The organism is uncultured Sphingomonas sp. (genome assembly GCF_913774285.1).
Lineage (GTDB): Bacteria > Pseudomonadota > Alphaproteobacteria > Sphingomonadales > Sphingomonadaceae > Sphingomonas.
The window spans coordinates 39,394-58,482 of the sequence record NZ_CAJYHX010000031.1 but is presented as its reverse complement, the minus strand read 5'-3'; the positions used below and the strand labels follow the sequence as shown (position 1 = coordinate 58,482).

Annotated in this window: 25 protein-coding genes and 1 pseudogene; 13 read left to right on the top strand and 13 right to left on the bottom strand. The window is 68.1% G+C overall.

Going from position 1 to position 19,089, the window contains the following annotated elements:
* Positions 1-8: 8 nt before the first annotated feature.
* A complete protein-coding gene (locus QZ670_RS17355) occupies positions 9-719 on the top strand; it encodes an RNA methyltransferase (protein WP_281252158.1) in 711 nt (236 codons plus the stop codon).
* Between the two features lie 241 nt (positions 720-960).
* Here the strand turns inward: QZ670_RS17355 and QZ670_RS17350 are convergent, their stop codons facing one another.
* Together QZ670_RS17350 and QZ670_RS17345 are read right to left on the bottom strand one after the other, a co-directional pair.
* The gene (locus tag QZ670_RS17350; protein ID WP_294257646.1) at positions 961-2,679 is read right to left on the bottom strand and encodes a DEAD/DEAH box helicase; all 1,719 of its coding nucleotides are present in this window, start codon (positions 2,677-2,679) and stop codon (positions 961-963) included.
* Between the two features lie 68 nt (positions 2,680-2,747).
* On the bottom strand, positions 2,748-2,996 hold the full coding sequence (locus tag QZ670_RS17345; protein WP_294257644.1) for a hypothetical protein: 249 nt from the start codon (positions 2,994-2,996) through the stop codon (positions 2,748-2,750).
* Positions 2,997-3,071: 75 nt separating this feature from the next.
* On the opposite strand from QZ670_RS17345, the gene QZ670_RS17340 reads away from it, so the two are divergent.
* The 3 genes and pseudogenes from QZ670_RS17340 to QZ670_RS17330 all read left to right on the top strand — a co-directional run bounded on the left by QZ670_RS17340 (position 3,072) and on the right by QZ670_RS17330 (position 6,266).
* Positions 3,072-3,284: a hypothetical protein gene (locus QZ670_RS17340; RefSeq protein WP_125974100.1), complete on the top strand. Its 213-nt coding sequence runs from the start codon at positions 3,072-3,074 to the stop codon at positions 3,282-3,284.
* Positions 3,285-3,501: 217 nt separating this feature from the next.
* Positions 3,502-5,274, top strand: a complete 1,773-nt coding sequence (locus QZ670_RS17335) for an SLC13 family permease (protein WP_294257642.1) — start codon at positions 3,502-3,504, stop codon at positions 5,272-5,274.
* A gap of 14 nt (positions 5,275-5,288) precedes the next feature.
* Positions 5,289-6,266, top strand: a pseudogene (locus tag QZ670_RS17330) (quinone oxidoreductase).
* 127 nt (positions 6,267-6,393) lie between these two features.
* On the opposite strand, the gene QZ670_RS17325 reads toward QZ670_RS17330, so the two are convergent.
* Complete coding sequence (locus QZ670_RS17325; RefSeq protein ID WP_294257640.1) at positions 6,394-6,786, bottom strand: hypothetical protein; 393 nt, start codon at positions 6,784-6,786, stop codon at positions 6,394-6,396.
* A gap of 73 nt (positions 6,787-6,859) precedes the next feature.
* Here QZ670_RS17325 and QZ670_RS17320 point away from each other — a divergent pair, with 73 nt between their 5' ends.
* Entirely contained in the window at positions 6,860-7,858 is a 999-nt protein-coding gene (locus tag QZ670_RS17320; RefSeq protein ID WP_294257638.1) for an adenosine kinase, read from the top strand.
* A gap of 80 nt (positions 7,859-7,938) precedes the next feature.
* Here QZ670_RS17320 and QZ670_RS17315 read toward each other — a convergent pair whose 3' ends face one another.
* The 3 genes from QZ670_RS17315 to QZ670_RS17305 all read right to left on the bottom strand — a co-directional run bounded on the left by QZ670_RS17315 (position 7,939) and on the right by QZ670_RS17305 (position 10,486).
* Positions 7,939-9,492 carry an amino acid permease gene (locus QZ670_RS17315; RefSeq protein WP_294257636.1) on the bottom strand — a complete coding sequence of 518 codons (1,554 nt, stop codon included), beginning with the start codon at positions 9,490-9,492 and terminating at the stop codon, positions 7,939-7,941.
* Between the two features lie 129 nt (positions 9,493-9,621).
* A complete protein-coding gene (locus tag QZ670_RS17310; protein WP_294257633.1) occupies positions 9,622-9,999 on the bottom strand; it encodes a histidine triad nucleotide-binding protein in 378 nt (125 codons plus the stop codon).
* Between the two features lie 169 nt (positions 10,000-10,168).
* Positions 10,169-10,486 (bottom strand): phosphoribosyl-ATP diphosphatase, encoded by a 318-nt coding sequence (locus QZ670_RS17305; RefSeq protein WP_294257630.1) that lies wholly within the window; start codon positions 10,484-10,486, stop codon positions 10,169-10,171.
* 102 nt (positions 10,487-10,588) lie between these two features.
* Between QZ670_RS17305 and QZ670_RS17300 the strand changes: the two genes are divergently transcribed.
* Positions 10,589-10,996, top strand: a complete 408-nt coding sequence (locus tag QZ670_RS17300; RefSeq protein WP_294257627.1) for a YbaN family protein — start codon at positions 10,589-10,591, stop codon at positions 10,994-10,996.
* Positions 10,997-11,089: 93 nt separating this feature from the next.
* Here QZ670_RS17300 and QZ670_RS17295 read toward each other — a convergent pair whose 3' ends face one another.
* The 6 genes from QZ670_RS17295 to hisB all read right to left on the bottom strand — a co-directional run bounded on the left by QZ670_RS17295 (position 11,090) and on the right by hisB (position 14,570).
* Positions 11,090-11,356, bottom strand: a complete 267-nt coding sequence (locus QZ670_RS17295) for a hypothetical protein (protein ID WP_294257624.1) — start codon at positions 11,354-11,356, stop codon at positions 11,090-11,092.
* A gap of 102 nt (positions 11,357-11,458) precedes the next feature.
* A complete protein-coding gene (gene hisF / locus QZ670_RS17290) occupies positions 11,459-12,220 on the bottom strand; it encodes an imidazole glycerol phosphate synthase subunit HisF (protein ID WP_294257623.1) in 762 nt (253 codons plus the stop codon).
* Complete coding sequence (gene hisA, locus QZ670_RS17285; RefSeq protein ID WP_294257977.1) at positions 12,217-12,945, bottom strand: 1-(5-phosphoribosyl)-5-[(5-phosphoribosylamino)methylideneamino]imidazole-4-carboxamide isomerase; 729 nt, start codon at positions 12,943-12,945, stop codon at positions 12,217-12,219. Before hisA ends, hisF begins: the two co-directional genes overlap by 4 nt.
* A gap of 154 nt (positions 12,946-13,099) precedes the next feature.
* Complete coding sequence (hisH, locus tag QZ670_RS17280) at positions 13,100-13,702, bottom strand: imidazole glycerol phosphate synthase subunit HisH (RefSeq protein ID WP_294257621.1); 603 nt, start codon at positions 13,700-13,702, stop codon at positions 13,100-13,102.
* Positions 13,699-13,983, bottom strand: a complete 285-nt coding sequence (locus tag QZ670_RS17275; protein ID WP_294257618.1) for a YciI family protein — start codon at positions 13,981-13,983, stop codon at positions 13,699-13,701. The genes hisH and QZ670_RS17275 overlap by 4 nt, the downstream gene beginning before the upstream one ends.
* Positions 13,983-14,570 (bottom strand): imidazoleglycerol-phosphate dehydratase HisB, encoded by a 588-nt coding sequence (gene hisB / locus QZ670_RS17270; protein ID WP_294257615.1) that lies wholly within the window; start codon positions 14,568-14,570, stop codon positions 13,983-13,985. The genes QZ670_RS17275 and hisB overlap by 1 nt, the downstream gene beginning before the upstream one ends.
* Before the next feature lie 72 nt (positions 14,571-14,642).
* Between hisB and QZ670_RS17265 the strand changes: the two genes are divergently transcribed.
* Positions 14,643-15,137, top strand: coding sequence for a ClpXP protease specificity-enhancing factor SspB (locus QZ670_RS17265; protein WP_121074169.1), 495 nt, complete (start codon positions 14,643-14,645; stop codon positions 15,135-15,137).
* Between the two features lie 239 nt (positions 15,138-15,376).
* Here the strand turns inward: QZ670_RS17265 and radC are convergent, their stop codons facing one another.
* The gene (radC, locus tag QZ670_RS17260; RefSeq protein ID WP_294257602.1) at positions 15,377-16,060 is read right to left on the bottom strand and encodes a DNA repair protein RadC; all 684 of its coding nucleotides are present in this window, start codon (positions 16,058-16,060) and stop codon (positions 15,377-15,379) included.
* Between the two features lie 296 nt (positions 16,061-16,356).
* Between radC and QZ670_RS17255 the strand changes: the two genes are divergently transcribed.
* The 6 genes from QZ670_RS17255 to QZ670_RS17230 all read left to right on the top strand — a co-directional run bounded on the left by QZ670_RS17255 (position 16,357) and on the right by QZ670_RS17230 (position 19,002).
* Positions 16,357-16,641, top strand: coding sequence for an AtpZ/AtpI family protein (locus QZ670_RS17255; protein ID WP_294257581.1), 285 nt, complete (start codon positions 16,357-16,359; stop codon positions 16,639-16,641).
* Between the two features lie 20 nt (positions 16,642-16,661).
* Entirely contained in the window at positions 16,662-17,420 is a 759-nt protein-coding gene (locus QZ670_RS17250) for a F0F1 ATP synthase subunit A (RefSeq protein ID WP_294257975.1), read from the top strand.
* 69 nt (positions 17,421-17,489) lie between these two features.
* On the top strand, positions 17,490-17,702 hold the full coding sequence (locus tag QZ670_RS17245; RefSeq protein ID WP_010544368.1) for a F0F1 ATP synthase subunit C: 213 nt from the start codon (positions 17,490-17,492) through the stop codon (positions 17,700-17,702).
* A 21-nt stretch (positions 17,703-17,723) separates the two neighbouring features.
* On the top strand, positions 17,724-18,218 hold the full coding sequence (locus QZ670_RS17240) for an ATPase (protein WP_294257579.1): 495 nt from the start codon (positions 17,724-17,726) through the stop codon (positions 18,216-18,218).
* Positions 18,211-18,762 carry a hypothetical protein gene (locus QZ670_RS17235; protein WP_294257577.1) on the top strand — a complete coding sequence of 184 codons (552 nt, stop codon included), beginning with the start codon at positions 18,211-18,213 and terminating at the stop codon, positions 18,760-18,762. The genes QZ670_RS17240 and QZ670_RS17235 overlap by 8 nt, the downstream gene beginning before the upstream one ends.
* Positions 18,763-18,798: 36 nt before the next feature.
* Entirely contained in the window at positions 18,799-19,002 is a 204-nt protein-coding gene (locus QZ670_RS17230) for a hypothetical protein (RefSeq protein WP_294257575.1), read from the top strand.
* Positions 19,003-19,089 lie beyond the last annotated feature (87 nt).

Here is a 19,089-nt window from a genome sequence, read left to right as displayed (position 1 = left end):
ATTCCCCCGTGATCGTGCTCGTCCGCCCGCAGCTGGGCGAGAATATCGGCAAGGCTGCGCGCGCCATGCTCAACTTCGGGCTGACCGAGATGCGGCTGGTGAGCCCCCGCGACGGCTGGCCGAACCCCTCGGCGGGTCCCGCGGCGAGCGGCGCCGACATCGTGCTGGAAAAGGCGCAGGTGTTCGAGAGCGTCGCTGATGCGGTGGCGGATTGCACCCATGTCTACGCCACCACGGTCCGCAAGCGCGGCGTGACCAAGCCGGTGGTGACCCCCGAGGTCGCCGCGCGCGAGATCCACGGCGCGCCCACCCGCAGTGCGATCCTGTTCGGGCCGGAGCGTTCGGGGCTGGAGACCGACGATGTGGCACTTGCCCGCACGATTATCACCGTGCCGATCAACCCGGAGTTCGGCTCGCTGAACCTCGCCCAGGCGGTGATTCTGGTCGCCTATGAATGGTCGAAGCATGTCGGGCTGGAGAGCCCGCCCGCGGTCGATCTCGATCCGCCGGCGCCGCAGGAGGAACTGGACGGGATGATCGGCCAGCTCGACGCGATGCTCGAAGATTCGGGCTATTATTTCCCGCCGGACCGGGTGCCGTCGACCAAGCGGACGCTGCGCACGCTGCTGACCAAGCCGCGCTGGTCGAGCCAGGAACTGCGCACGCTGCGCGGGGTGTTGTCCGCACTGGACGGCCGGAAGCGCCACCGGGCGGAGTAAAGGGCTGACGGCTGAGCCTTCAAATCCCCCTCCCGCTTGCGGGAGGGGTTAGGGGAGGGTGCGTGAGGCGAGCGAGCGACCCGCTGAAGTGTCGCCGCGGCGGCGCAGCACCACTTCTTCTACCGATCGCTCGGCTTCCCTTACACACCCTCCCCCTGCCCCTCCCGCAAGCGGGAGGGGTGAAAAGAGGGGCGCCCTCCCGCAAGCGGGAGGGGAGAAAGAAGTCTGCGCCTCGGGCGCCTTAGCGGCGCGGCGGGCCCTTGCGGAAGCCGCCGGGCTTGCCATTGGCGTTGCTGCGGTTCGGCGGGCCGCGACGCACCGGGCCATCCGACCGCGCGCCGGGCTGCGGCGCATCGGTCGCGCGCTCGATGCGGATGCCGTCGTCATCATCGCCTGCCGTCCGTGCGAACTTGTCGACCGCGCTCGCGAACTTTGCCGCCAGCGGTGCCGGGATCTGGAAGTGCGTCTCGTTCGCCGCGATGCGGATCGCGCCGACTTCGTTGCGGGTGATGTGCCCGCGACGGCAGATCAGCGGCAGGATCCAGCGCGGATCGGCGTTCTGGCGACGGCCGATATCCATGCGGAACCACACCGTATCGTCGAAGCCGGGGCGGTGGCGCTCCTGCTGCGCGGCGCGGCGTGCCTCCGGCGTCGCCTCGATCAGCTCTTCCGGCTCGGGCAGCTGCGAGCGGTGCGCGCGGACCAGCGCAGCTGCGATCTCCGCCGGGGTCTTCTCGGCGAGCAGGCGCTCGGCGAGTGCGACGTCTTCCTCGTCGGTCTCGATCGGCTGAAGGAGTGCTGCGATCAGCCGCTCGCGGTCCGCCGCGCGGATCTGCTCGGGCGTCGGTGCGTCGATCCACACCGCCGGGATGCGCGCGCCGTGCAGCATTTGCTCGACGCGGCGGCGGCGCGGATAGGGGACGATCAGGACCGCGGTGCCCTTCTTGCCCGCGCGGCCGGTACGGCCCGAGCGGTGCTGGAGTGTCTCGGCATCGCGCGGCAGCTCCACGTGCACCACCAGCGTCAGCGTCGGCAGATCGATGCCGCGCGCGGCGACGTCGGTGGCGACACAGACGCGCGCACGGCGATCGCGCAGCGCCTGCAGTGCATGGTTGCGCTCGGACTGGGAATGCTCGCCCGACAGCGCCACGGCCGCGAAGCCGCGCTCCATCAGGCTGGCATGGAGGTGGCGGACATTGTCGCGGGTCGCGCAGAACAGGATCGCCGTCTCCGCCTCGTGCAGGCGCAGCAGGTTGATCACGACATGCTCGATATCGGCGGGCGCGACGGTCACCGCCTGGTAGCTGATGTCGCCGTGCCCGCGATCGTCGCTCTTGGTGGTGATCTGGAAGGCGTTGCGCTGGTAGCGCTTGGCCAGCGCCACGATCGGGCGCGGCATCGTCGCCGAGAAGAGCAGGGTGCGGCGGCCTTCGGGCGTCGCGTCGAGAATTGCTTCGAGTTCCTCGCGGAAGCCCATGTCGAGCATCTCGTCGGCCTCGTCGAGCACCGCGACGCGCAGGCTGGACAGGTCGAGCGCGCCGCGCTCGAGGTGATCGCGCAGACGGCCCGGCGTGCCGACGACGACATGCGCGCCGTGGTTGAGCGTGCGGCGCTCCTTGGAGGCGTCCATACCGCCGACGCAGGTGGCGATGCGCGCGCCGGCCGGGCTGTACAGCCAGATCAGCTCGCGGCTGACCTGCAGCGCCAGCTCGCGCGTCGGGGCAATGATGAGGGCGAGCGGCGCGCCGGCGGGCGGCAGCATCTCTTCACCGGCGAGCAGCTCGGGCGCCATGGCGAGGCCGAAGGCAACCGTCTTGCCCGAGCCCGTCTGGGCGGAGACGATGAGGTCGCGGCCCGCGGCCTGGTCTTCCAGGACGGCGGACTGGACGGGGGTCAGCGTGGAATAGCCACGCTGTTCCAGCGCCTCGGCGAGGCGCGTCGGTAGATTCGAAATAGACATTGAGACCCTAAAATTGGGGCTACGCGCGGCGCACCGCAAGCCCGATACAGTGTTGCAGGCGCGCCCCTCTAACCTCGCGCGCGATCGATCAGCCAGACGGCGAGCGTGAGGGCGAACCCCACTGCCAGCCCGGCCAGCAATCCCACCGTCGCTTCTCCGCGTAGGGCCCCGGCCACTGCGCCGACGAGAATGCTCGCCGTCAACAGGAAGCCGCCGGCCATCGGCGTGCGCGAAGGGGTGGACTGCATGGTGCCCCTTGCCACGAATCTGCGCGAAGCGCCAGCCTTTGCCATGGTTTCCGGATCGTTCACCAGCATCGTCCACCGGAGCGGAAGGGAAACCGGTGTATCAGGCCGGCACGGGCCGGGGGCTGCCCCAGTGTTGGAGTTGCAATGGACGTCTACCCCTATCTGAGCGATCGCGACGAAGTGCACGACGCGGCCGATCTGATTCGGCGCTTCGGCCATGCCGCCTGCGGCGAGGCCGCGGCGCGCGCCGAGGCGAGCCGGGATCTCGGCAACGTCATCCACTTCTGCCGCTGGCGCCAGATCGAACGGCTGGTGGTGCTGCTCTCCGTCCCCAAGGTGCTGGGCACGGTGCATTGAGGCTGTAACCGGTCCTCCCCCGGAGGGGGAGGGGGATGGCCTGCAAGGCGGTGGAGGGGTGTCCCGGCTGGCAGTGGCGGGAATCCTCGCCAGCGGGGACACCCCTCCGTCAGGCCTTCGGTCTGCCACCTCCCCTTGCAGGGGAGGATTGATACAGGGCCGGACCCAACCTCCCGCACCGGCGTTAGCTTCCTCGCACCCCTTCCGCGAGGTACGCTTGACCACACCCCAGATCCTGTCGCTCGTCGTGCTTGCCGGCATGATGCTGCTCTTCGTCTGGGGAAAGCTGCGCTACGACATGGTCGCGGTGCTGGCGCTGCTCGCGGCGCTGGCGGTGGGCGTGGTGAAGCCGAAGGAGGCGTTCACCGGCTTTTCCGACGACATCGTGATCATCGTCGCCTCCGCCCTCGTCCTTTCCGCCGCCGTCCAGCGCTCGGGCGTGATCGAGCGGGCGATGCTGCTGCTCCAGCGCCGCGTCACGCGGGTGCGCTCGCAATTGCTGCTGCTCAGCGCCAGCGTTGGCTTCGCCTCGGCGCTGGTCAAGAATATCGGCGCGCTGGCGATGATGATGCCGGTGGCCTTCCAGATGGCCAAGCGCTCCAAGGCTTCGCCCGCCACCTTCCTGATGCCGATGTCGTTCGCCTCGCTGCTCGGCGGGCTGATCACGCTGATCGGCACCTCGCCCAACATCATCGTCAGCCGGGTGCGCGAGGAGATGACCGGCAAGCCCTTCGGCATGTTCGACTATGCGCCGGTGGGCCTGGGGCTGACGCTGGTCGGCCTGGTCTTCCTGCGCTTCGCCTATCGGCTGATCCCGCGCGACCGTCGCGCCGCGCCGACGCTGGGCGAGGCGATGGACATCGAGGATTATGTCACCGAAGCCGCGGTGCCCGAGGGATCGGAAGCGGTGGGCGAGACGGTCGCCGAGTTCCGCGAGCGGCATGATCACGCCGTGGCGGTGACCACCATCCTGCGGGGCGGCATCCGCAGCACGCCGTTCCCGGACAACAAGCTTCGCGCCGAGGACGTGCTGATCCTCGCCGGCGCGCCCGACGATCTCGAACGTGTGATCGCCACCGACGCGCTGGTGCTGGAGGGGCAGGACCGCCCCCAACCCGACGGCAACACCAGCGAAGTGGGCGTGATCGAAGCGGTGATCGGCACCGACTCCGCGCTGATCGGCCGCACCGCCGGCCGGCTGGGCCTGCACGAGCGCTTCGGGGTGAACCTGATCGCCGTGTCGCGCCAAGGCGAGCGGCTCTCCGCCCGGCTCGGCGATATCGAGCTGCGCGCGGGCGACGTGATCGTGCTGCAGGGCCCGTTGGACCTGCTCTTCGAGCGGCTGGGCGAGCTCGGCTGCCTGCCGCTCGCGCAGCGCGAGCTGCGGCTGGGCAGCGCGCGCAAGGGGCTGTTGCCGCTCGCCATCCTCGCGGTGGCAATGGCGGCGACGGCGACCGGCTATGTCCCCGTCGCGGTCGCGTTCTTCGCGGCGGCGGGGCTCACCATCCTGCTCGGTGCGCTGCCGGTGCGCGAGGCGTACGAGCATATCGAATGGCCGATCCTGGTGATGCTCGGCGCGCTGATCCCGGTCAGCGATTCGCTGCGCACCACGGGCGCCAGCAAGATCATCGGCGACCAGCTCGGCCATCTCGCCGCGACCTTGCCACCCTGGGGCGCGGTGGCGCTGATCCTGGCGGCGGCGATGGCGGTGACGCCCTTCCTCAACAATGCCGCGACCGTGCTGGTGATGGCGCCGATCGCCGCGACCTTCGCGGGCGAGCTCGGCTACCGGCCCGAGGCGTTCCTGATGGCGACGGCGGTAGGCGCCGGGTGCGACTTCCTCACGCCGATTGGCCACCAGTGCAACACGCTGGTGATGGGACCGGGCGGCTACAAGTTCGGGGACTATGCGCGGCTGGGCGCCCCCTTGTCGTTGCTGGTGCTGCTGATAGGCACGCCGCTGATCATGGCCGTATGGCCGGTGCATTGAGAGACGGAGTTTCCATGGAACAGATGATTCGCTTCGAGCAGACCGGCGGCCCCGAAGTCCTGCAATGGGTCGAGGTCGACCTGCCGGAACCCGGCCCCGGCGAGGTGCGGTTGCGCACGGAGGCCGCGGGGCTCAACTTCATCGACGTGTATCACCGCACCGGCGTCTATCCGGCGCAGCTGCCCTCGGGCATCGGCGTGGAAGGCGCGGGCGTGATCGAGGCGGTGGGCGAGGGGGTGACCGGCTTCGCGGTCGGCGACCGCGCGGCGACCTTCGGGCCGGCGCTCGGCTCCTATGCCACGGCGCGCAACCTCAAGGCAGAGACGCTGTTCAAGCTGCCCGAGGAGATCACCAGCGAAATCGCCGCCGCGGTGCTGCTCAAGGGCTGCACGGTGGAGTTCATGGTCGAGCGCGCCGCCAAGGTGCAGCCGGGCTGGACCGTGCTGGTGCACAGCGCCGCTGGCGGCGTCGGGTAGATCGCGGTCGGCTGGCTGAAGGGCATCGGCGCGACGGTGATCGGCACGGTCGGCCATGAAGCCAAGGTCGAGAAGGCGAAGGCGGTCGGCTGCGACCATGTGCTGCTGTCGCGCGGGCAAGAGGATGTCGCCGCGCGGGTGCGCGAGATCACCGGCGGCGAAGGCGTGCCGGTGGTGTTCGACGGTATCGGCAAGGCGACCTGGGAAGCGTCGCTGGGATCGGCGGCGCGGCGCGGGCTGATCATCAGCTATGGTAGCGCCAGCGGTGCGGTGGAGGGCGTGAAGCTCAACACGCTCAACCAGCATGGCTCGCTGTTCGTCACCCGGCCCAAGCTGTTCGACTATTACGTCACGCCGGAGGAACGCGCAGCGGGTGCGGCGCGGCTGTTCGAGATGCTGGAAAAGGGCGTGGTGAAGCCGGAGATCGGTCAGCGCTTCGCGATCCGGGAAGCGGCGGAGGCACACCGCGCTATCGAGGGCGGGCAGACCACGGGGTCCACGATCCTGCTGCCGTAGGATACGCAGCCTCTGCGACTTGCGCTCCCCTTCCGCTTGCGGGAGGGGACGGGGGAGGGGCTGAGACGATTTCCCGCTTCTTCCACGTCAGTCCCTCCCCCAGCCCCTCCCGCAAGCGGGAGGGGTGCTAGCGCCGCTTGCTCAGCGCCGCGACGCAGCTCGCCTGGTCGAGCGGGCTGCCGTTGCGCTGGCGGGCGTCTACCCACGTCACCGCGGCCGCGCCGCCGCCATGCTCGGGCGGATAGAGATAGGCGTCGAGCACGCAGATCGGCCCAACGAACTGCAGCTTACGCCCCTTGCCCTCGGTCACGTCGAGCCGCGGCTGGCCGAAGCGCGCGAGCAGCTGCGGCGCGGTGAGCCCGCGGATCGGCGCGAGGTTCGCCGGCTGCTCGGGCACCGGCATCCGGCCCGGCACCGGCAGCGGACCCGCCGGCCGCGCCGTCGGCACCGTGCCCGAACAGGCGGCGAGCAGCAGCGCCGAAAAAGGCACCGAGGACTTGGCGATACGGACAGCGTTCAAACGGTTTTCCCTTGGTTGCACTTGTATCTGCCTCTCTCTAGGGCGACGCCCATTACAATTGGAGCCCTGAACCTTGACCAACCCCAGCTACGACGTGGTCGCGATCGGCAATGCCATCGTCGACATCCTCGCCCAGGCCGACGACGCCTTCATTGAATCGATCGGCGTGCCCAAGGGCTCGATGCAGCTGATGTTCTCGCCCGAAGAGGCCGACGCGCTCTACGCCAAGATGGGCCCCGGCCGCGAGGTGTCCGGTGGTTCGGCAGCAAACACTGTCGCGGGGATCGCCGCACTCGGCGGCAAGGCGGCGTTCATCGGCCAGGTTGCCGACGACCAGATCGGTGCCGTTTTCGCGCACGACATCCGCGCGGCGGGCGTCCATTTCGATACCGCGGTGCGCCCCGGCCAGCCGACCTCGGCGCGCTGCCTGATCTTCGTGACGCCGGACGGCCAGCGCACGATGAACACCTTCCTCGGCGCTTCGCAGTTCCTGCCCGCCAGCGCGCTCGACGAGCAGCTGATCGCGAACGGCGCGATCCTCTATCTCGAAGGCTATCTGTGGGATCCGGAAGAGCCGCGCGCCGCGATGCGCAAGGCGATCGAGATTGCCCGCGCCGCCGGCCGCAAGGTCGCCTTCACCCTGTCCGACGTGTTCTGCATCTCGCGCCATGGCGACGATTTCCGCAAGCTGATCGAGGACGGCCTGATCGACATCCTGTTCGCCAACGAGGCCGAGCTGCTCGCCCTGTGCGCGCATGAGGATTTCGAGGCGGCGGTGCAGCACATCCATGGCAAGGTGCCGCTACTCGTCGTCACCCGCAGCGAGAAGGGGGCGATGGCGCTCCAGGGCGACGAGCGGATCGAAGTTCCCGCCGAACCGATCAGCGCGCTGGTCGACACCACGGGTGCGGGCGACATGTTCGCTGCCGGCTTCCTCCATGGCCAGGCGCAGGGCAAGGGGCTGAAGGAATCGCTCCAGCTCGGCGCGATCTGCGCGGCGGAGATCATCCAGCATTACGGCGCCCGCGCCGAGAAGGACCTGAAGGCGCTCGCCGCCGCCAAGATCGGCTGACCGCGACAAGCGACCCAAAGAAGAAGGGCCGGAGGATCGTTCCTCCGGCCCTTTCTTTTTGTGGACGGCGATCCGCGGGATCAGGCGTCCTTGTAGCCCGGCGTGTGCGCGTCCCCGATCGGCGGGACCGGCTGGGGCGGGGCGTCGGCATCCGCTTCGGGCACGTCGACCAGCCCGCGGCCGACATGGCTGCGCGAGCGGCTATAGGCGTAATAGACGACCAGGCCCACCGCGGCCCAGCCGAAGAACAGCATGATCGTCGGGCCGGAGAGGCTGACGAACAGATAGAGGCAGCCCGCGATCGCGATCGGGGCAGTCACCATGATCGCCGGGGTGCGGAACGGGCGGTGGCGGTTCGGATCGGTCTTGCGCAGCACGATCACCGCGATCGACACCGCAGCGAAGGCGAACAGCGTGCCCGAGTTCGACACGTCCGCCAGCAGGCCGACAGGGAAGAAGGCGGCGAACAGCGACACGAAGATGCCGGTCAGGATGGTGATGACGTGCGGCGTGTGGAACTTCGGGTGCACGCGCGAGAAGAAGGCGGGCAGCAGGCCGTCGCGGCTCATCACGAAGAAGATGCGGGTCTGGCCGAACATCATCATCAGGATGACCGAGGGCAGCGCGATGATCGCCGCGGCACCCACCAGCCAGCCGAGGAAGGGATGGCCGATCGAGCGCAGCGTCCAGGCCAGCGCTTCCTTCGAGCAGACCACCACCTGCTCGGTGAGCGCCGAACAGGCCTGCGACAGCGCGGGCGTGCCCGGCGACAGCACTTCGCCTGCCGGGCCATGGACCGGCTGCGCGCCGACGGTGCCGATCACACCGGCGGCGACGAGCATGTAGAAGATGGTGCAGATCGCCAGGCTGCCGATCAGGCCGATCGGCATGTTGCGCTGCGGGTTCTTGGTCTCCTCGGCGGCGGTCGACACCGCGTCGAAGCCGACATAGGCGAAGAAGATCGAAGCGGCGGCGCCCGAGATGCCGGCGAAGCCGAGCGGCGCGAAGGGGGTGAACTGGCCGGTCTTGAGCACCGGGATCGTCACGATCACGAACATCGCCAGCGCGAGGATCTTGATGCCGACCAGCACCGCGTTGACCGTGGCGCTCTCCTTGGTGCCCTTCACCAGCAGCGCGGTGACGATCGCGGCGACCGCCATCGCCGGCAGGTTGATCATGCCGCCGTCGAACGGCCCCCGGATCAGCTGCAGCGGGACGACGATGCCGAAATTGTTCTGGATGAAGCCCATCATATAGCCGGACCAGCCGACCGATACCGCCCCCGCCGCAATGGCATATTCGAGGATCAGCGCCCAGCCGACCATCCAGGCGACCAGCTCGCCCATCACCGCATAGCTGTAGGTGTAGGCGGAACCGGAGACCGGCACCATCGCCGCCATTTCGGCATAGCAGAGCGCCGCGACGGCGCAGACGAAACCGGCGATGACGAACGAGATCATCATGCCCGGCCCGGCCTTTTGTGCCGCCTCGGCGGTCAGCACGAAGATGCCGGTGCCGATCACCGCGCCGATGCCGAGCATGGTCAGCTGGAAGGCGCCCAGCGAGCGGTGGAGCGATTTCTTTTCGGCTGTAGCGAGAATGGCATCGAGAGGCTTTACGCGCCCGAATATCATTGCGTGATCCCCATATGCGGCGAGCGTCGCGCCGCCCCCAATTGGTAAAGGCGCGAGCCTAGCCCCAAACGCGGCCCGCGCAATCCCTTACGGCGTGCCGACGTGAAACAATGTTGCGCTTCGGCGCAATTACCGCGCGAGCATCGGCCCGAGCGGCTGGCCTGCGAAGATATGGACGTGCAGGTGAGGCACTTCCTGACCGGCGTGAAGGCCGGTGTTGGCGAGCAGGCGATAGCCGGGTTCGACGAACCCCGCTTCGCGGGCGGCCTTGCCGACAGCACGGACGAACCCGGCGATCTCGGCGTCGGAAGCGCGCGCCGAGAAATCGTCCCAGCTGACATAGGCGCCCTTGGGGATCACCAGAATATGATGCGGTGCCTGGGGCGCGATGTCGTGGAAAGCGAGGGCGTGCTCGTCCTCATAGACCGTCTTCGCCGGGATTTCCCCGCGCAGGATCCTGGCGAAGATGTTCTGGTCGTCATACGGTTTGGTGGCGTCGATCGGCATTGGTGGCTCCGTAATTTAGATCCTCCCCGGAACGGGGAGGGGACCATTCGCGCAGCGAATGGTGGAGGGGGCGTGCGGCAAGCGAGTCCGGTGCGGAGGCCCCCCTCCACCACCGCCTGCGGCGGCGGTCCCCCTCCCCATTCTGGGGAGGATCGAAGGGCCGCCGGGTTCACGCCCCCCGCGCCGCCTTTTCGGCAATGCCGGACATGCCCTCGCGCCGCGCCAGCTCGGCGCGGACGTCGTCGAGGCTCAGCCCCATGTCCGCGAGCAGCACGAGCAGGTGGAAGAGCAGGTCCGCCGATTCCTTCACCAGCTCCGCGCGATCGTCCTGGATCGCGGCGATCACTGCTTCGGTGGCTTCCTCGCCCAGCTTCTGCGCGATCTTGGCGCGACCGCGGGCGATGAGCTTGGCGACATAGCTGGTCGAAGGATCGCCCAGGCGGCGGTCGCGGATCGTCTGTTCGAGCGTGTCGAGAAGGTCGGCCATGGTCTCCGGCTGCGGGAGCCGTGCGGCGCTGTCAATCCTGAGGCGCGGGATTGCGGGGCTTCCCTTATGGTAGCTGCGAGCGATTCGCGGCAACGGGGCAGGATGACGATGGTGCAGGAACGCGAATCGGGGGCAGGGCAGGGGCGGTTGTCCCGGCCCTTGTGGCTGGTGCTGGGCTTCGTGTTCGTCGCGCTTGGCTTCATCGGTGCGCTGCTGCCGCTGATGCCGACGACGATCTTCCTGATCCTCGCCGCCGGCTGCTTCGCCCGCTCCTCGCCGCGGCTGGAGGCGTGGCTGCTCGACCATCCGCGATTCGGCCCGACGCTGGTGGCGTGGCGCGAGCAGGGCGCGATCCCGCGCAAGGGCAAGGCGATGGCGTGTGCGGGCATGGCGCTCGGCTACGGCCTGTTCGCCTGGGGCGCGCGGCCGGGGCCCTGGCTGGCGGTCGGCGTGGCGGCGGCGATGCTGGGGTGTGCGTGGTATGTGCTGAGCCGGCCGACGGCGGTTTAGGTCGGCGAACCGCGCTTCTCATCGCGCTGAAGGGATGGGGATGGCTGCAAGTGAGTGGTTAGCTGCGATTCGCGAAATTCAAGTATGACCGAGCTATCCTCGACGCTTCGCCTGCGCATCCTGCCAGTCGGTTCGACCGTAGCCAACAAACCAACAAAACATCGAGAAACCGAACATCACCAGCGAGGCAACTATCCCAACGATCAGGATCGCCATCGTAATCGGCCCCGAAGCAGCGACGCCCAAGGCTTCCGCCAAACTGATGAGCAAGATAGCGATGAGCATCGGCGCTACCCAGATTAACTTTTGGCCAATGGCGAGCAGCGGCAAATAGCGCCGCTGCTCCCAATCGCGATCCATCCATCGGATTAGTCGGTTCATTATCGCCAGAAGCTCCCCACGCGTTAACTACTCATAGATGGGAATGTCCGCGAATGGGGCTTAAACTGACCTGAGACCCACCTACCCCCGAACCGGAATCCCAGCCGCCGCTAACGCGGCATGCGCCTCGGCGATGGTCGCCTGGCCGAAGTGGAAGATCGAGGCCGCCAGCACCGCCGAGGCATGGCCGTCGCGGATGCCCGCCACCAGATCGTCCAGCCCGCCGACGCCGCCCGAGGCGACCACCGGCACCGTCACCTGGTCGGCGATGGTGCGGATGAGCTCGAGGTCATAGCCGTCGCGGGTGCCGTCGCGGTCCATCGAGGTGACGAGCAGCTCGCCCGCGCCCAGTTCGGCGAGGCGCAGCGCGTGTTCGACCGCGTCGATCCCGGTTTCGCGGCGGCCGCCATGGGTGAATACCTCCCAGCGGCCGTCGCCGGTCCGCCGCGCGTCGACCGAGGCGACGACGCACTGGCTGCCCATGCGGTCGGCGATCTCGGCGACCACTTGCGGACGCGACACCGCCGCGCTGTTCACCGCGACCTTGTCCGCGCCGGCCAGCAGCAGCGCGCGGGCATCCTCGACGCTGCGCACCCCGCCGCCGACGGTGAGCGGCATGAAGCAGACCTCGGCGGTGCGGCGCACCACGTCGAGGATCGTGCCGCGTGCCTCGTGGCTGGCGGTGATGTCGAGGAAGCAGAGCTCGTCGGCGCCCGCCGCGTCATAGGCGCGGGCCTGCTCGACCGGATCGCCGGCGTCGCGCAGCTCGACGAAGTTGACGCCCTTGACGACGCGGCCGTTCGCCACGTCGAGGCAGGGGATGACGCGGGCGCGGACGGTCATCGCCCGGCCTCGATCGCCTCGGCGAGGTCGAGCCGGCCGTCATAGAGCGCGCGGCCCGAGATCACGCCCTCGATGCCGTCGCTCACGTGGCCACGCAGCGCATGGATGTCGTGGATGTCGGTCACGCCGCCGCTGGCGATCACCGGGATCGACACGGCGCGAGCGAGCGCCACGGTCGCCTCGACATTGCAGCCCTTGAGCAGCCCGTCGCGGCCGACATCGGTGAACAGGAGCGCGGCGACGCCGGCATCCTCGAAGCGGCGAGCGAGATCGACCACGCTCACGTCCGACACATCGGCCCAGCCATGCGTCGCGACCATACCGTCGCGGGCGTCCACCGCCACGACGATCTGGCCGGGATGCGCGCGGGCGGCTTCGCGGACGAGCTCGGGGTTCTCCAGCGCGGCGGTGCCGATCACGACGCGGGTCACGCCCATGTCGAGCCAGCGCGCAATCGATTCGTGGTTCCGGATGCCGCCGCCGAGCTGCACCTTGGCAGGGGTCTTCGCGAGGATGTTGGCGACGGCGAGGCCGTTGACCGATTCGCCCGCGAAGGCGCCATCGAGGTCGACGACGTGCAGCCACTCGGCACCGGCCTCAGCGAACAGCGCGGCCTGGGCGGCGGGGTCGTCGCCATAGACGGTGGCGCGCGCCATGTCGCCTTCGGCCAGGCGAACGACCTGGCCGGCCTTGAGATCGATGGCGGGGAAGATGTGCAGGGTCATTGGGTCGTCCATGTCGGCTTGCCGTACGCGTTCCCCTCCCGCTTGCGGGAGGGGCTAGGGGAGGGGATGGAACCTCGCAGCACTACTGCCACGTCAGTCCCTCCCCCGACCCCTCCCGCAAGCGGGAGGGGAGAGAAAGTCGAGAGCGTGCAGCTCAAGGCTTCCACGCCAAAAATCGCTCCAGCAGCGCGATGCCGTAGCGCTGGCTCTTTTCCGGGTGGAACTGCAGGCCGACGATATTGTCGCGGCCGATCGCGGCGGTCACCGGGCCGCCATGTTCGGTGGTGGCCAGCACCGCATCGCCGTCGAAGGCGAAGCTGTGAAGGAAATAGGCCTCGCCGCGCTCGATCAGCGGGTGGTCGACGGTGGGGACCACGTCGTTCCAGCCCATGTGCGGCACGCGCAGCTCGGGGCTCGCGGGCAGCTGGCGCACCGTGCCGGGAATCCAGCCGAGCCCGGCATGGCTGCCGAGCTCTTCCCCCGTCGTCGCCAGCAGCTGCATGCCGACGCAAACGCCGAGGAACGGCACCGCGTCGCGCAGCACCCGCGTCTCCAGCGCCTCGATCATGCCCGGCAGCGCGCGCAGCCCCGCGGCGCAGGCGCCGAACGCGCCGACCCCGGGCAGCACCACGCGGTCCGCACCCCGCACCACCGCCGGGTCCGCGGTCACCGCAATGTCGGCAGCGCCTGCCGCCTTCAGCGCATTGTGCACCGAGTGGAGGTTGCCCGCGCCGTAATCGATCAGCGCGACGCTCACTGGCCGAGCGCTTCCAGCCCCGGCGCGAGGATGCTCGGGGCGACTTCGACGAATTCATATTCGGCAGCACCCGCGGTAGCGAAGGGATCGCCCGCGGCCCAGGCCTGCACTTCTTCGAGCGACCCGCGTGCCATGAAGAAGCCGCCGGTCACCGGCACCTTGCGGCCGGCGACCAACAGCCGGCCGTCGGCCACGCCCTGCTTGAGCCAGTCGACGTGCGCCGGACGCAGCGCGTCGACCTCGGAAATGTCCACCTTGTAGGTCAGCAGCACGAGGATCATCACAGCACTCCCTTGGTCGACGGGATGGCATCCGCCTTGCGCGGATCGATCTCCACCGCCTCGCGCAGCGCGCGGGCGAGGCCCTTGAACGCGGCTTCGGCGATATGATGGTTGTTGCTCCCGTACAGCGTCTCGACGTGCAGCGTCAGCCCCGCGGTCTGGGCGAAGCTGTGGAACCAGTGCTCGAACATTTCGGTGTCCATCTCGCCGAGCTTCTTTTGCGAAAACTCGGTCTTCCACACGAGATAGGGGCGGCCGGAAATGTCGATCGCGACGCGGGTCAGCGTCTCGTCCATCGGCGACAGCGCGTCGGCGTAGCGGCGGATGCCCTTCTTGTCGCCCAGCGCCTTTGCGATGGCCTCGCCGATCGCGAGCCCGGTGTCCTCCACCGTGTGGTGCTGGTCGATATGGAGGTCGCCCACGGTCTTGATGTCCATGTCGATCAGCGAGTGACGGCTCAGCTGCTCGAGCATGTGATCGAAGAATCCGATGCCCGTGCTGATGGTATAGGCGCCGGTGCCGTCGAGGTTGACGGTGACGTCGATCGAGGTTTCGCTGGTCTTCCGACTGATGGTCGCGGTGCGCATGGCCGTGCACATAACGCCGATAGCGACGCATGCAATCTTGACCCCAACATTTCAGCCGCTACCCAAGGGAGCATGAACGGCACCGTGCCCGATAGTTTGATTCCGTATGACGAGATCGTGCAGGAAGCCCTGCGCGCCGTGGTGGGCCGTGTGCTCGGATCGGTGGCGCAGTCGGGCGGCCTGCCGGGCGCGCATCATTTCTACATCACCTTCAAGACGCAGGCGCCAGGGGTCGACATCCCGCAGCGGCTGATGGAGCGGTTCCCGGACGAGATGACCATCGTCCTCCAGCACCGCTACTGGGACCTGACGGTGGACGACCGGAAATTCTCGGTGGGGCTCAGCTTCAACCAGATCCCGTCGATTCTGACGATCCCGTTCGCGGCGATCACCGGCTTCCACGATCCGGCGGTGAATTTCGAGCTGCGCTTCCAGGCGACCGAAGGCCCTGACGGCCCCGAGCCGCACGAGCATGACGACGCCGAGAATGACGGCGACGGTCCGGTGGCCAAGCCCGCCGAGGACGGCTCGAACGTCGTGTCGGTGGACTTCAAGCGGAAGAAGTAAGGGCGCCTTTGCCTATCCTCCCCCGCCAGGGGGAGGGCGGTCGCAAATGGCAATTCCACGCTGTCATCCCCGCGAAGGCGGGGATCCATTGGCGCTGAAGTTTCGGTTCTTTCCGCGAGCGTCCTGGCAAATGGATTCCCGCCTTCGCGGGAATGACGGCGTAAGTTGGGGCGAGCGCGACCTCATCCATATGCGTTGCCTCTCCCTGGCGGGGAGGGTGGGCTGCCTTCCCCGTGCCCCTACATCAGCCCCTTCGCCCGCAGGCTCGCATGGCCTTCGCTGCCGATGATGATGTGGTCGTGCACCACGATGCCGAGCGGCTTGCCCGCCTCGGCCACCTTGCGCGTCACGTCGATGTCGGCGCGGCTCGGGCTCGGGTCGCCCGAGGGGTGGTTGTGGACCAGGATCAGCGCCGCCGAGCCCAGATGCAGCGCGCGGGCGATCACCTGGCGGACATAGAGCGGCGCCTCGTCGATCGAGCCTTCGTTCATCAGCTCGTCGCGGATCAGCATGTTGCGGGTGTTGAGGTGGAGCACGCGCACCCGCTCGATCGCGTGCGGCGCCATGTCGGCGCGCAGATAGTCGAGCAGCGCCTGCCAGTTGGCCAGCACCGGCTGTTCGCGCACGCGTGCCTGGAGCAGCCGCAGCGCCGCGGCGTGCACCGCCTTGAGCGCGGCGATCTGGGTGTCCTTGATGCCGTCGATCCGCAGCATCGCCTCGGCATCAGCGGCGAGCAGCCCGGGCAGGCCGCCGAACTCCTTGAGCAGCGTCTTGGCGAGCGGCTTGGTGTCCTTGCGCGGGATGGTGAGCGCCAGCAGATATTCGACCAGCTCGTGATCGAGCAGCGCCTCCGGCCCGCCTTCGAACAGGCGTTTGCGCAGGCGCGCGCGGTGGCCGCTGTTGTCGGGACCCTCGTCGGACATCCCTGCGACTATGCAGGTGCGGCGGATGCCCTGCAATCCGCCGGAACGAATAGGACGCGCATGGGCCCCTGGAACGCCGACCTGTTGCACCGCAACGGAGGTAATTGGCGGATTTCTGCGGTTGCGAAGGCGGCGCCCGCGCATGAATCGGCAATGAAGCGCAGGATGCTGCAACGGTTGACTCGGTCGATTGGTCTTCCTAAAGCGCCATCACGTCGCGGCCATCGGCTGGCGATGCTGTTTGTCGCCCGCCCGATGCGTGGCGGCTTTTTCATATCTGGATCGCCGTGCTCGCTTTGTCTGACGACCCTATCCGTTCCGACCTCGACCGTCGCATCGCCGATGCGAAGGCGGCGGTGCGCGAGGGTCAGACGCCGGTGCGCAAGCCCGAAAAGGGCTATAAGCAGGGCTCGCGGGTGCTCGCCGAACTGATCGGCGCACCGCTGGGCGGCGGGGTGATCGGCTTCGCGCTGGATCGCTGGCTGGGAACGAGCCCCTGGGGGCTCTTGATCCTGCTGGCGCTCAGCGTGATCGTGGCGTTTCGCAACATCTACAAGATTTCGAAGGAGCGCGCAGAGTGAGCGCCGGCAAAATCGATCCGATGGAGCAGTTCAAGGTCGAGCCCGTACTGGGCCGGCATATCGACCTGTTCGGCTATGACATCTCCTTCACCAACTCGGCGCTGTTCATGTTCGTGGTCGCCGCGCTGCTGTTCGTCTTCATGGTGGGCGGCCTGCAGCGCAAGCTGATCCCGGGTAAGTGGCAGCTGATGGTGGAAGGCGCGGTCGGGTTCATCGACTCGATGGTCGCCGTGAACATCGGCAAGGGCGGCAAGAAGTTCGCGCCGTACATCTTCTCGCTGTTCTTCTTCATCCTGTTCGCCAACCTGGTCGGCGTGCTGCCGCTGGCGGTGCTGCCGGGGCTGCACACCTTCGCGGTGACCAGCCACATCACCGTCACCGCGGTGCTCGCCTTCTTCTCGTTCGGCATCGTCCTCGCGGTCGGCCTGATCAAGCACGGCTTCAAGTTCTTCTCGCTGTTCGTGCCGCACGGCGCGCCGGTGTGGCTGATGCCCGTCATCGTGCCGGTCGAGCTGATCTCGTTCCTGGTGCGCCCGTTCTCGCTGGGCTTGCGACTGTTCGTCGCGATGACCGCCGGGCACATCCTGCTCGAAGTGTTCGGCAGCTTCGTCGTCCAGGGCCTGAGCAGCGGCACGCCGCTGGGCGGCGTGGTCGGCGTGCTGAGCTTCGCGATGATCGTCGGCGTCAGCGCGCTCGAGCTGCTGGTCTGCGCGATCCAGGCCTATGTGTTCGCGCTGCTGACCTCGCTGTATCTCCACGACGCGGTGCACCTGCACTAAGTCGTTCCGTTTCGAATTATCGTTTTTACCGAATTATCTAGGGAGCTAGAAATGACTGATCTGGGTGCAATGTACATCGGTGCCGGCCTGGCTGCGATCGGTATCGGCCTCGCCGCGCTCGGCGTGGGCAACGTGTTCGGTTCGTTCCTCGAAGGCGCGCTGCGCAACCCGGGCGCGGCTGACGGCCAGCAGGGCCGCCTGTTCATCGGTTTCGCCGCGTCGGAACTGCTGGGCCTGATCGCGTTCGTCGTCGCGATCCTGATCCTCTTCGTCGTCAAGTAAGCAGAACGGAGGCCTCGGCCGATGCCCCAGTTAGATCAGATCTCGGAGATCTACGCCTCGCAGGTCTTCTGGCTCGCGATCGTATTTGCCCTGATCTACTTCGGGATCGGCAAGGCGATGGTCCCGAAGATCGAGCGGACGATGGAAGATCGCTCCGCCCGCATCAGCGGCGACCTCGCGGCAGCCGAGGCGGCGCGCGACGCCGCCAAGGCTGCGGACGAGGCCTATCAGGCGGGGCTGGAAGCTGCCCGTGCCGAGGCGCTGCGGGTGACCGCCGGCGCCAAGGCGCAGGCGGCGACCGCCGCCGAAGCCAAGCTCAAGGCCGCGCATGCAGCCGATGAAGCGCGGCTGGCCGACGCGACCCGCACGATCGCCGAGCGCGAGCAGGCGGCGATCGGCGAGATCGAAGCGGCGACCGTCGAGGCCGTCGAGGCAATCATCGCCCGCGTGTCGGGCGTTGCGGTCGACCGCGCCAGCGTCGAACAGAAGGTGAAGGCGGCGCTTGCCCATGGCTGAACAAGCTCATTCCCTGAACGCCGAGGTCGGTACCGTGGAACTTCATCATGAGCCGGCCGTGTTCGGCATCACCGCGCCGGGTTTCGTCGCGCTGTCGATGCTGGCGGTGGTCCTGATCATCCTCGTCAAGAAGGTGCCGAGCATGATCGGCGCCATGCTCGACAAGCAGATTTCCAAGATCCGCACCCAGCTCGACGAAGCGTCGAAGCTGCGCGCGGAAGCCGAGGCGATGCTCGCCGAGGCCAAGGCCCGCACCGCGTCGGCCGACGCGGATGCCAAGGCGGTGGTCGCCAACGCCCAGGCCGAGGCGGCTGCGATGCAGGCCAAGGCAGAGGCCGATGCGGCCGAGCTGATCGCCCGCCGCACCCGCATGGCGGAAGACAAGATTGCGGCCGCCGAGCGCACCGCGATCCAGGCGATCCGCGCCAAGGCCGCCGATGCCGCCACGACCGCCGCTGCCGCGGTGATCGCGGAGAAGCACGGCGCTGAAGCCGACAAGGCGCTGGTCGACAAGACCATTGCCGGGCTGGGCCGGCTCAACTGAGCTGGCCTGCCACGCCGCCCGTGCTAAGGGGCGGGGATGGCGGAACATAAATCCTATCGTTGGCTGAGCGCCGGTGCCCTGGTGGCACTGGCGCTCGCTGCGTTTGTGGCCGTGGTGGCGCTGCGCCACGCGGCGAACGATCACACCCGCGCGACGGACGTGAAGGTCCGTGCGGACGAGACGATGCGGCGGATCGAGGCGCAGGTGGACCAGTTGGAGAACGAGGCGGGGGCGCAATAGGCTTCGCTTTTGGGCTGCGTTCCCCTCCCGCTTGCGGGAGGGGCTAGGGGAGGGGATGGCGTAGTCGCTCGGTACGCCGGGTAGGAT

Excerpts from the sequence above, each read along its gene's own strand:
- QZ670_RS17350 (WP_294257646.1), bottom strand. The coding sequence starts at position 2,679 with ATGTCTATTTCGAATCTACCGACGCGCCTCGCCGAGGCGCTGGAACAG.
- QZ670_RS17345 (WP_294257644.1), bottom strand. The coding sequence starts at position 2,996 with ATGCTGGTGAACGATCCGGAAACCATGGCAAAGGCTGGCGCTTCGCGC.
- QZ670_RS17340 (WP_125974100.1), top strand. The coding sequence starts at position 3,072 with ATGGACGTCTACCCCTATCTGAGCGATCGCGACGAAGTGCACGACGCG.
- QZ670_RS17315 (WP_294257636.1), bottom strand. The coding sequence starts at position 9,492 with ATGATATTCGGGCGCGTAAAGCCTCTCGATGCCATTCTCGCTACAGCC.
- QZ670_RS17310 (WP_294257633.1), bottom strand. The coding sequence starts at position 9,999 with ATGCCGATCGACGCCACCAAACCGTATGACGACCAGAACATCTTCGCC.
- QZ670_RS17305 (WP_294257630.1), bottom strand. The coding sequence starts at position 10,486 with ATGGCCGACCTTCTCGACACGCTCGAACAGACGATCCGCGACCGCCGC.
- QZ670_RS17300 (WP_294257627.1), top strand. The coding sequence starts at position 10,589 with ATGACGATGGTGCAGGAACGCGAATCGGGGGCAGGGCAGGGGCGGTTG.
- QZ670_RS17295 (WP_294257624.1), bottom strand. The coding sequence starts at position 11,356 with ATGGATCGCGATTGGGAGCAGCGGCGCTATTTGCCGCTGCTCGCCATT.
- hisF (WP_294257623.1), bottom strand. The coding sequence starts at position 12,220 with ATGACCGTCCGCGCCCGCGTCATCCCCTGCCTCGACGTGGCGAACGGC.
- hisA (WP_294257977.1), bottom strand. The coding sequence starts at position 12,945 with ATGACCCTGCACATCTTCCCCGCCATCGATCTCAAGGCCGGCCAGGTC.
- QZ670_RS17275 (WP_294257618.1), bottom strand. The coding sequence starts at position 13,983 with ATGATCCTCGTGCTGCTGACCTACAAGGTGGACATTTCCGAGGTCGAC.
- hisB (WP_294257615.1), bottom strand. The coding sequence starts at position 14,570 with ATGCGCACCGCGACCATCAGTCGGAAGACCAGCGAAACCTCGATCGAC.
- QZ670_RS17265 (WP_121074169.1), top strand. The coding sequence starts at position 14,643 with ATGAACGGCACCGTGCCCGATAGTTTGATTCCGTATGACGAGATCGTG.
- radC (WP_294257602.1), bottom strand. The coding sequence starts at position 16,060 with ATGTCCGACGAGGGTCCCGACAACAGCGGCCACCGCGCGCGCCTGCGC.
- QZ670_RS17250 (WP_294257975.1), top strand. The coding sequence starts at position 16,662 with ATGGAGCAGTTCAAGGTCGAGCCCGTACTGGGCCGGCATATCGACCTG.
- QZ670_RS17245 (WP_010544368.1), top strand. The coding sequence starts at position 17,490 with ATGTACATCGGTGCCGGCCTGGCTGCGATCGGTATCGGCCTCGCCGCG.
- QZ670_RS17240 (WP_294257579.1), top strand. The coding sequence starts at position 17,724 with ATGCCCCAGTTAGATCAGATCTCGGAGATCTACGCCTCGCAGGTCTTC.
- QZ670_RS17235 (WP_294257577.1), top strand. The coding sequence starts at position 18,211 with ATGGCTGAACAAGCTCATTCCCTGAACGCCGAGGTCGGTACCGTGGAA.
- QZ670_RS17230 (WP_294257575.1), top strand. The coding sequence starts at position 18,799 with ATGGCGGAACATAAATCCTATCGTTGGCTGAGCGCCGGTGCCCTGGTG.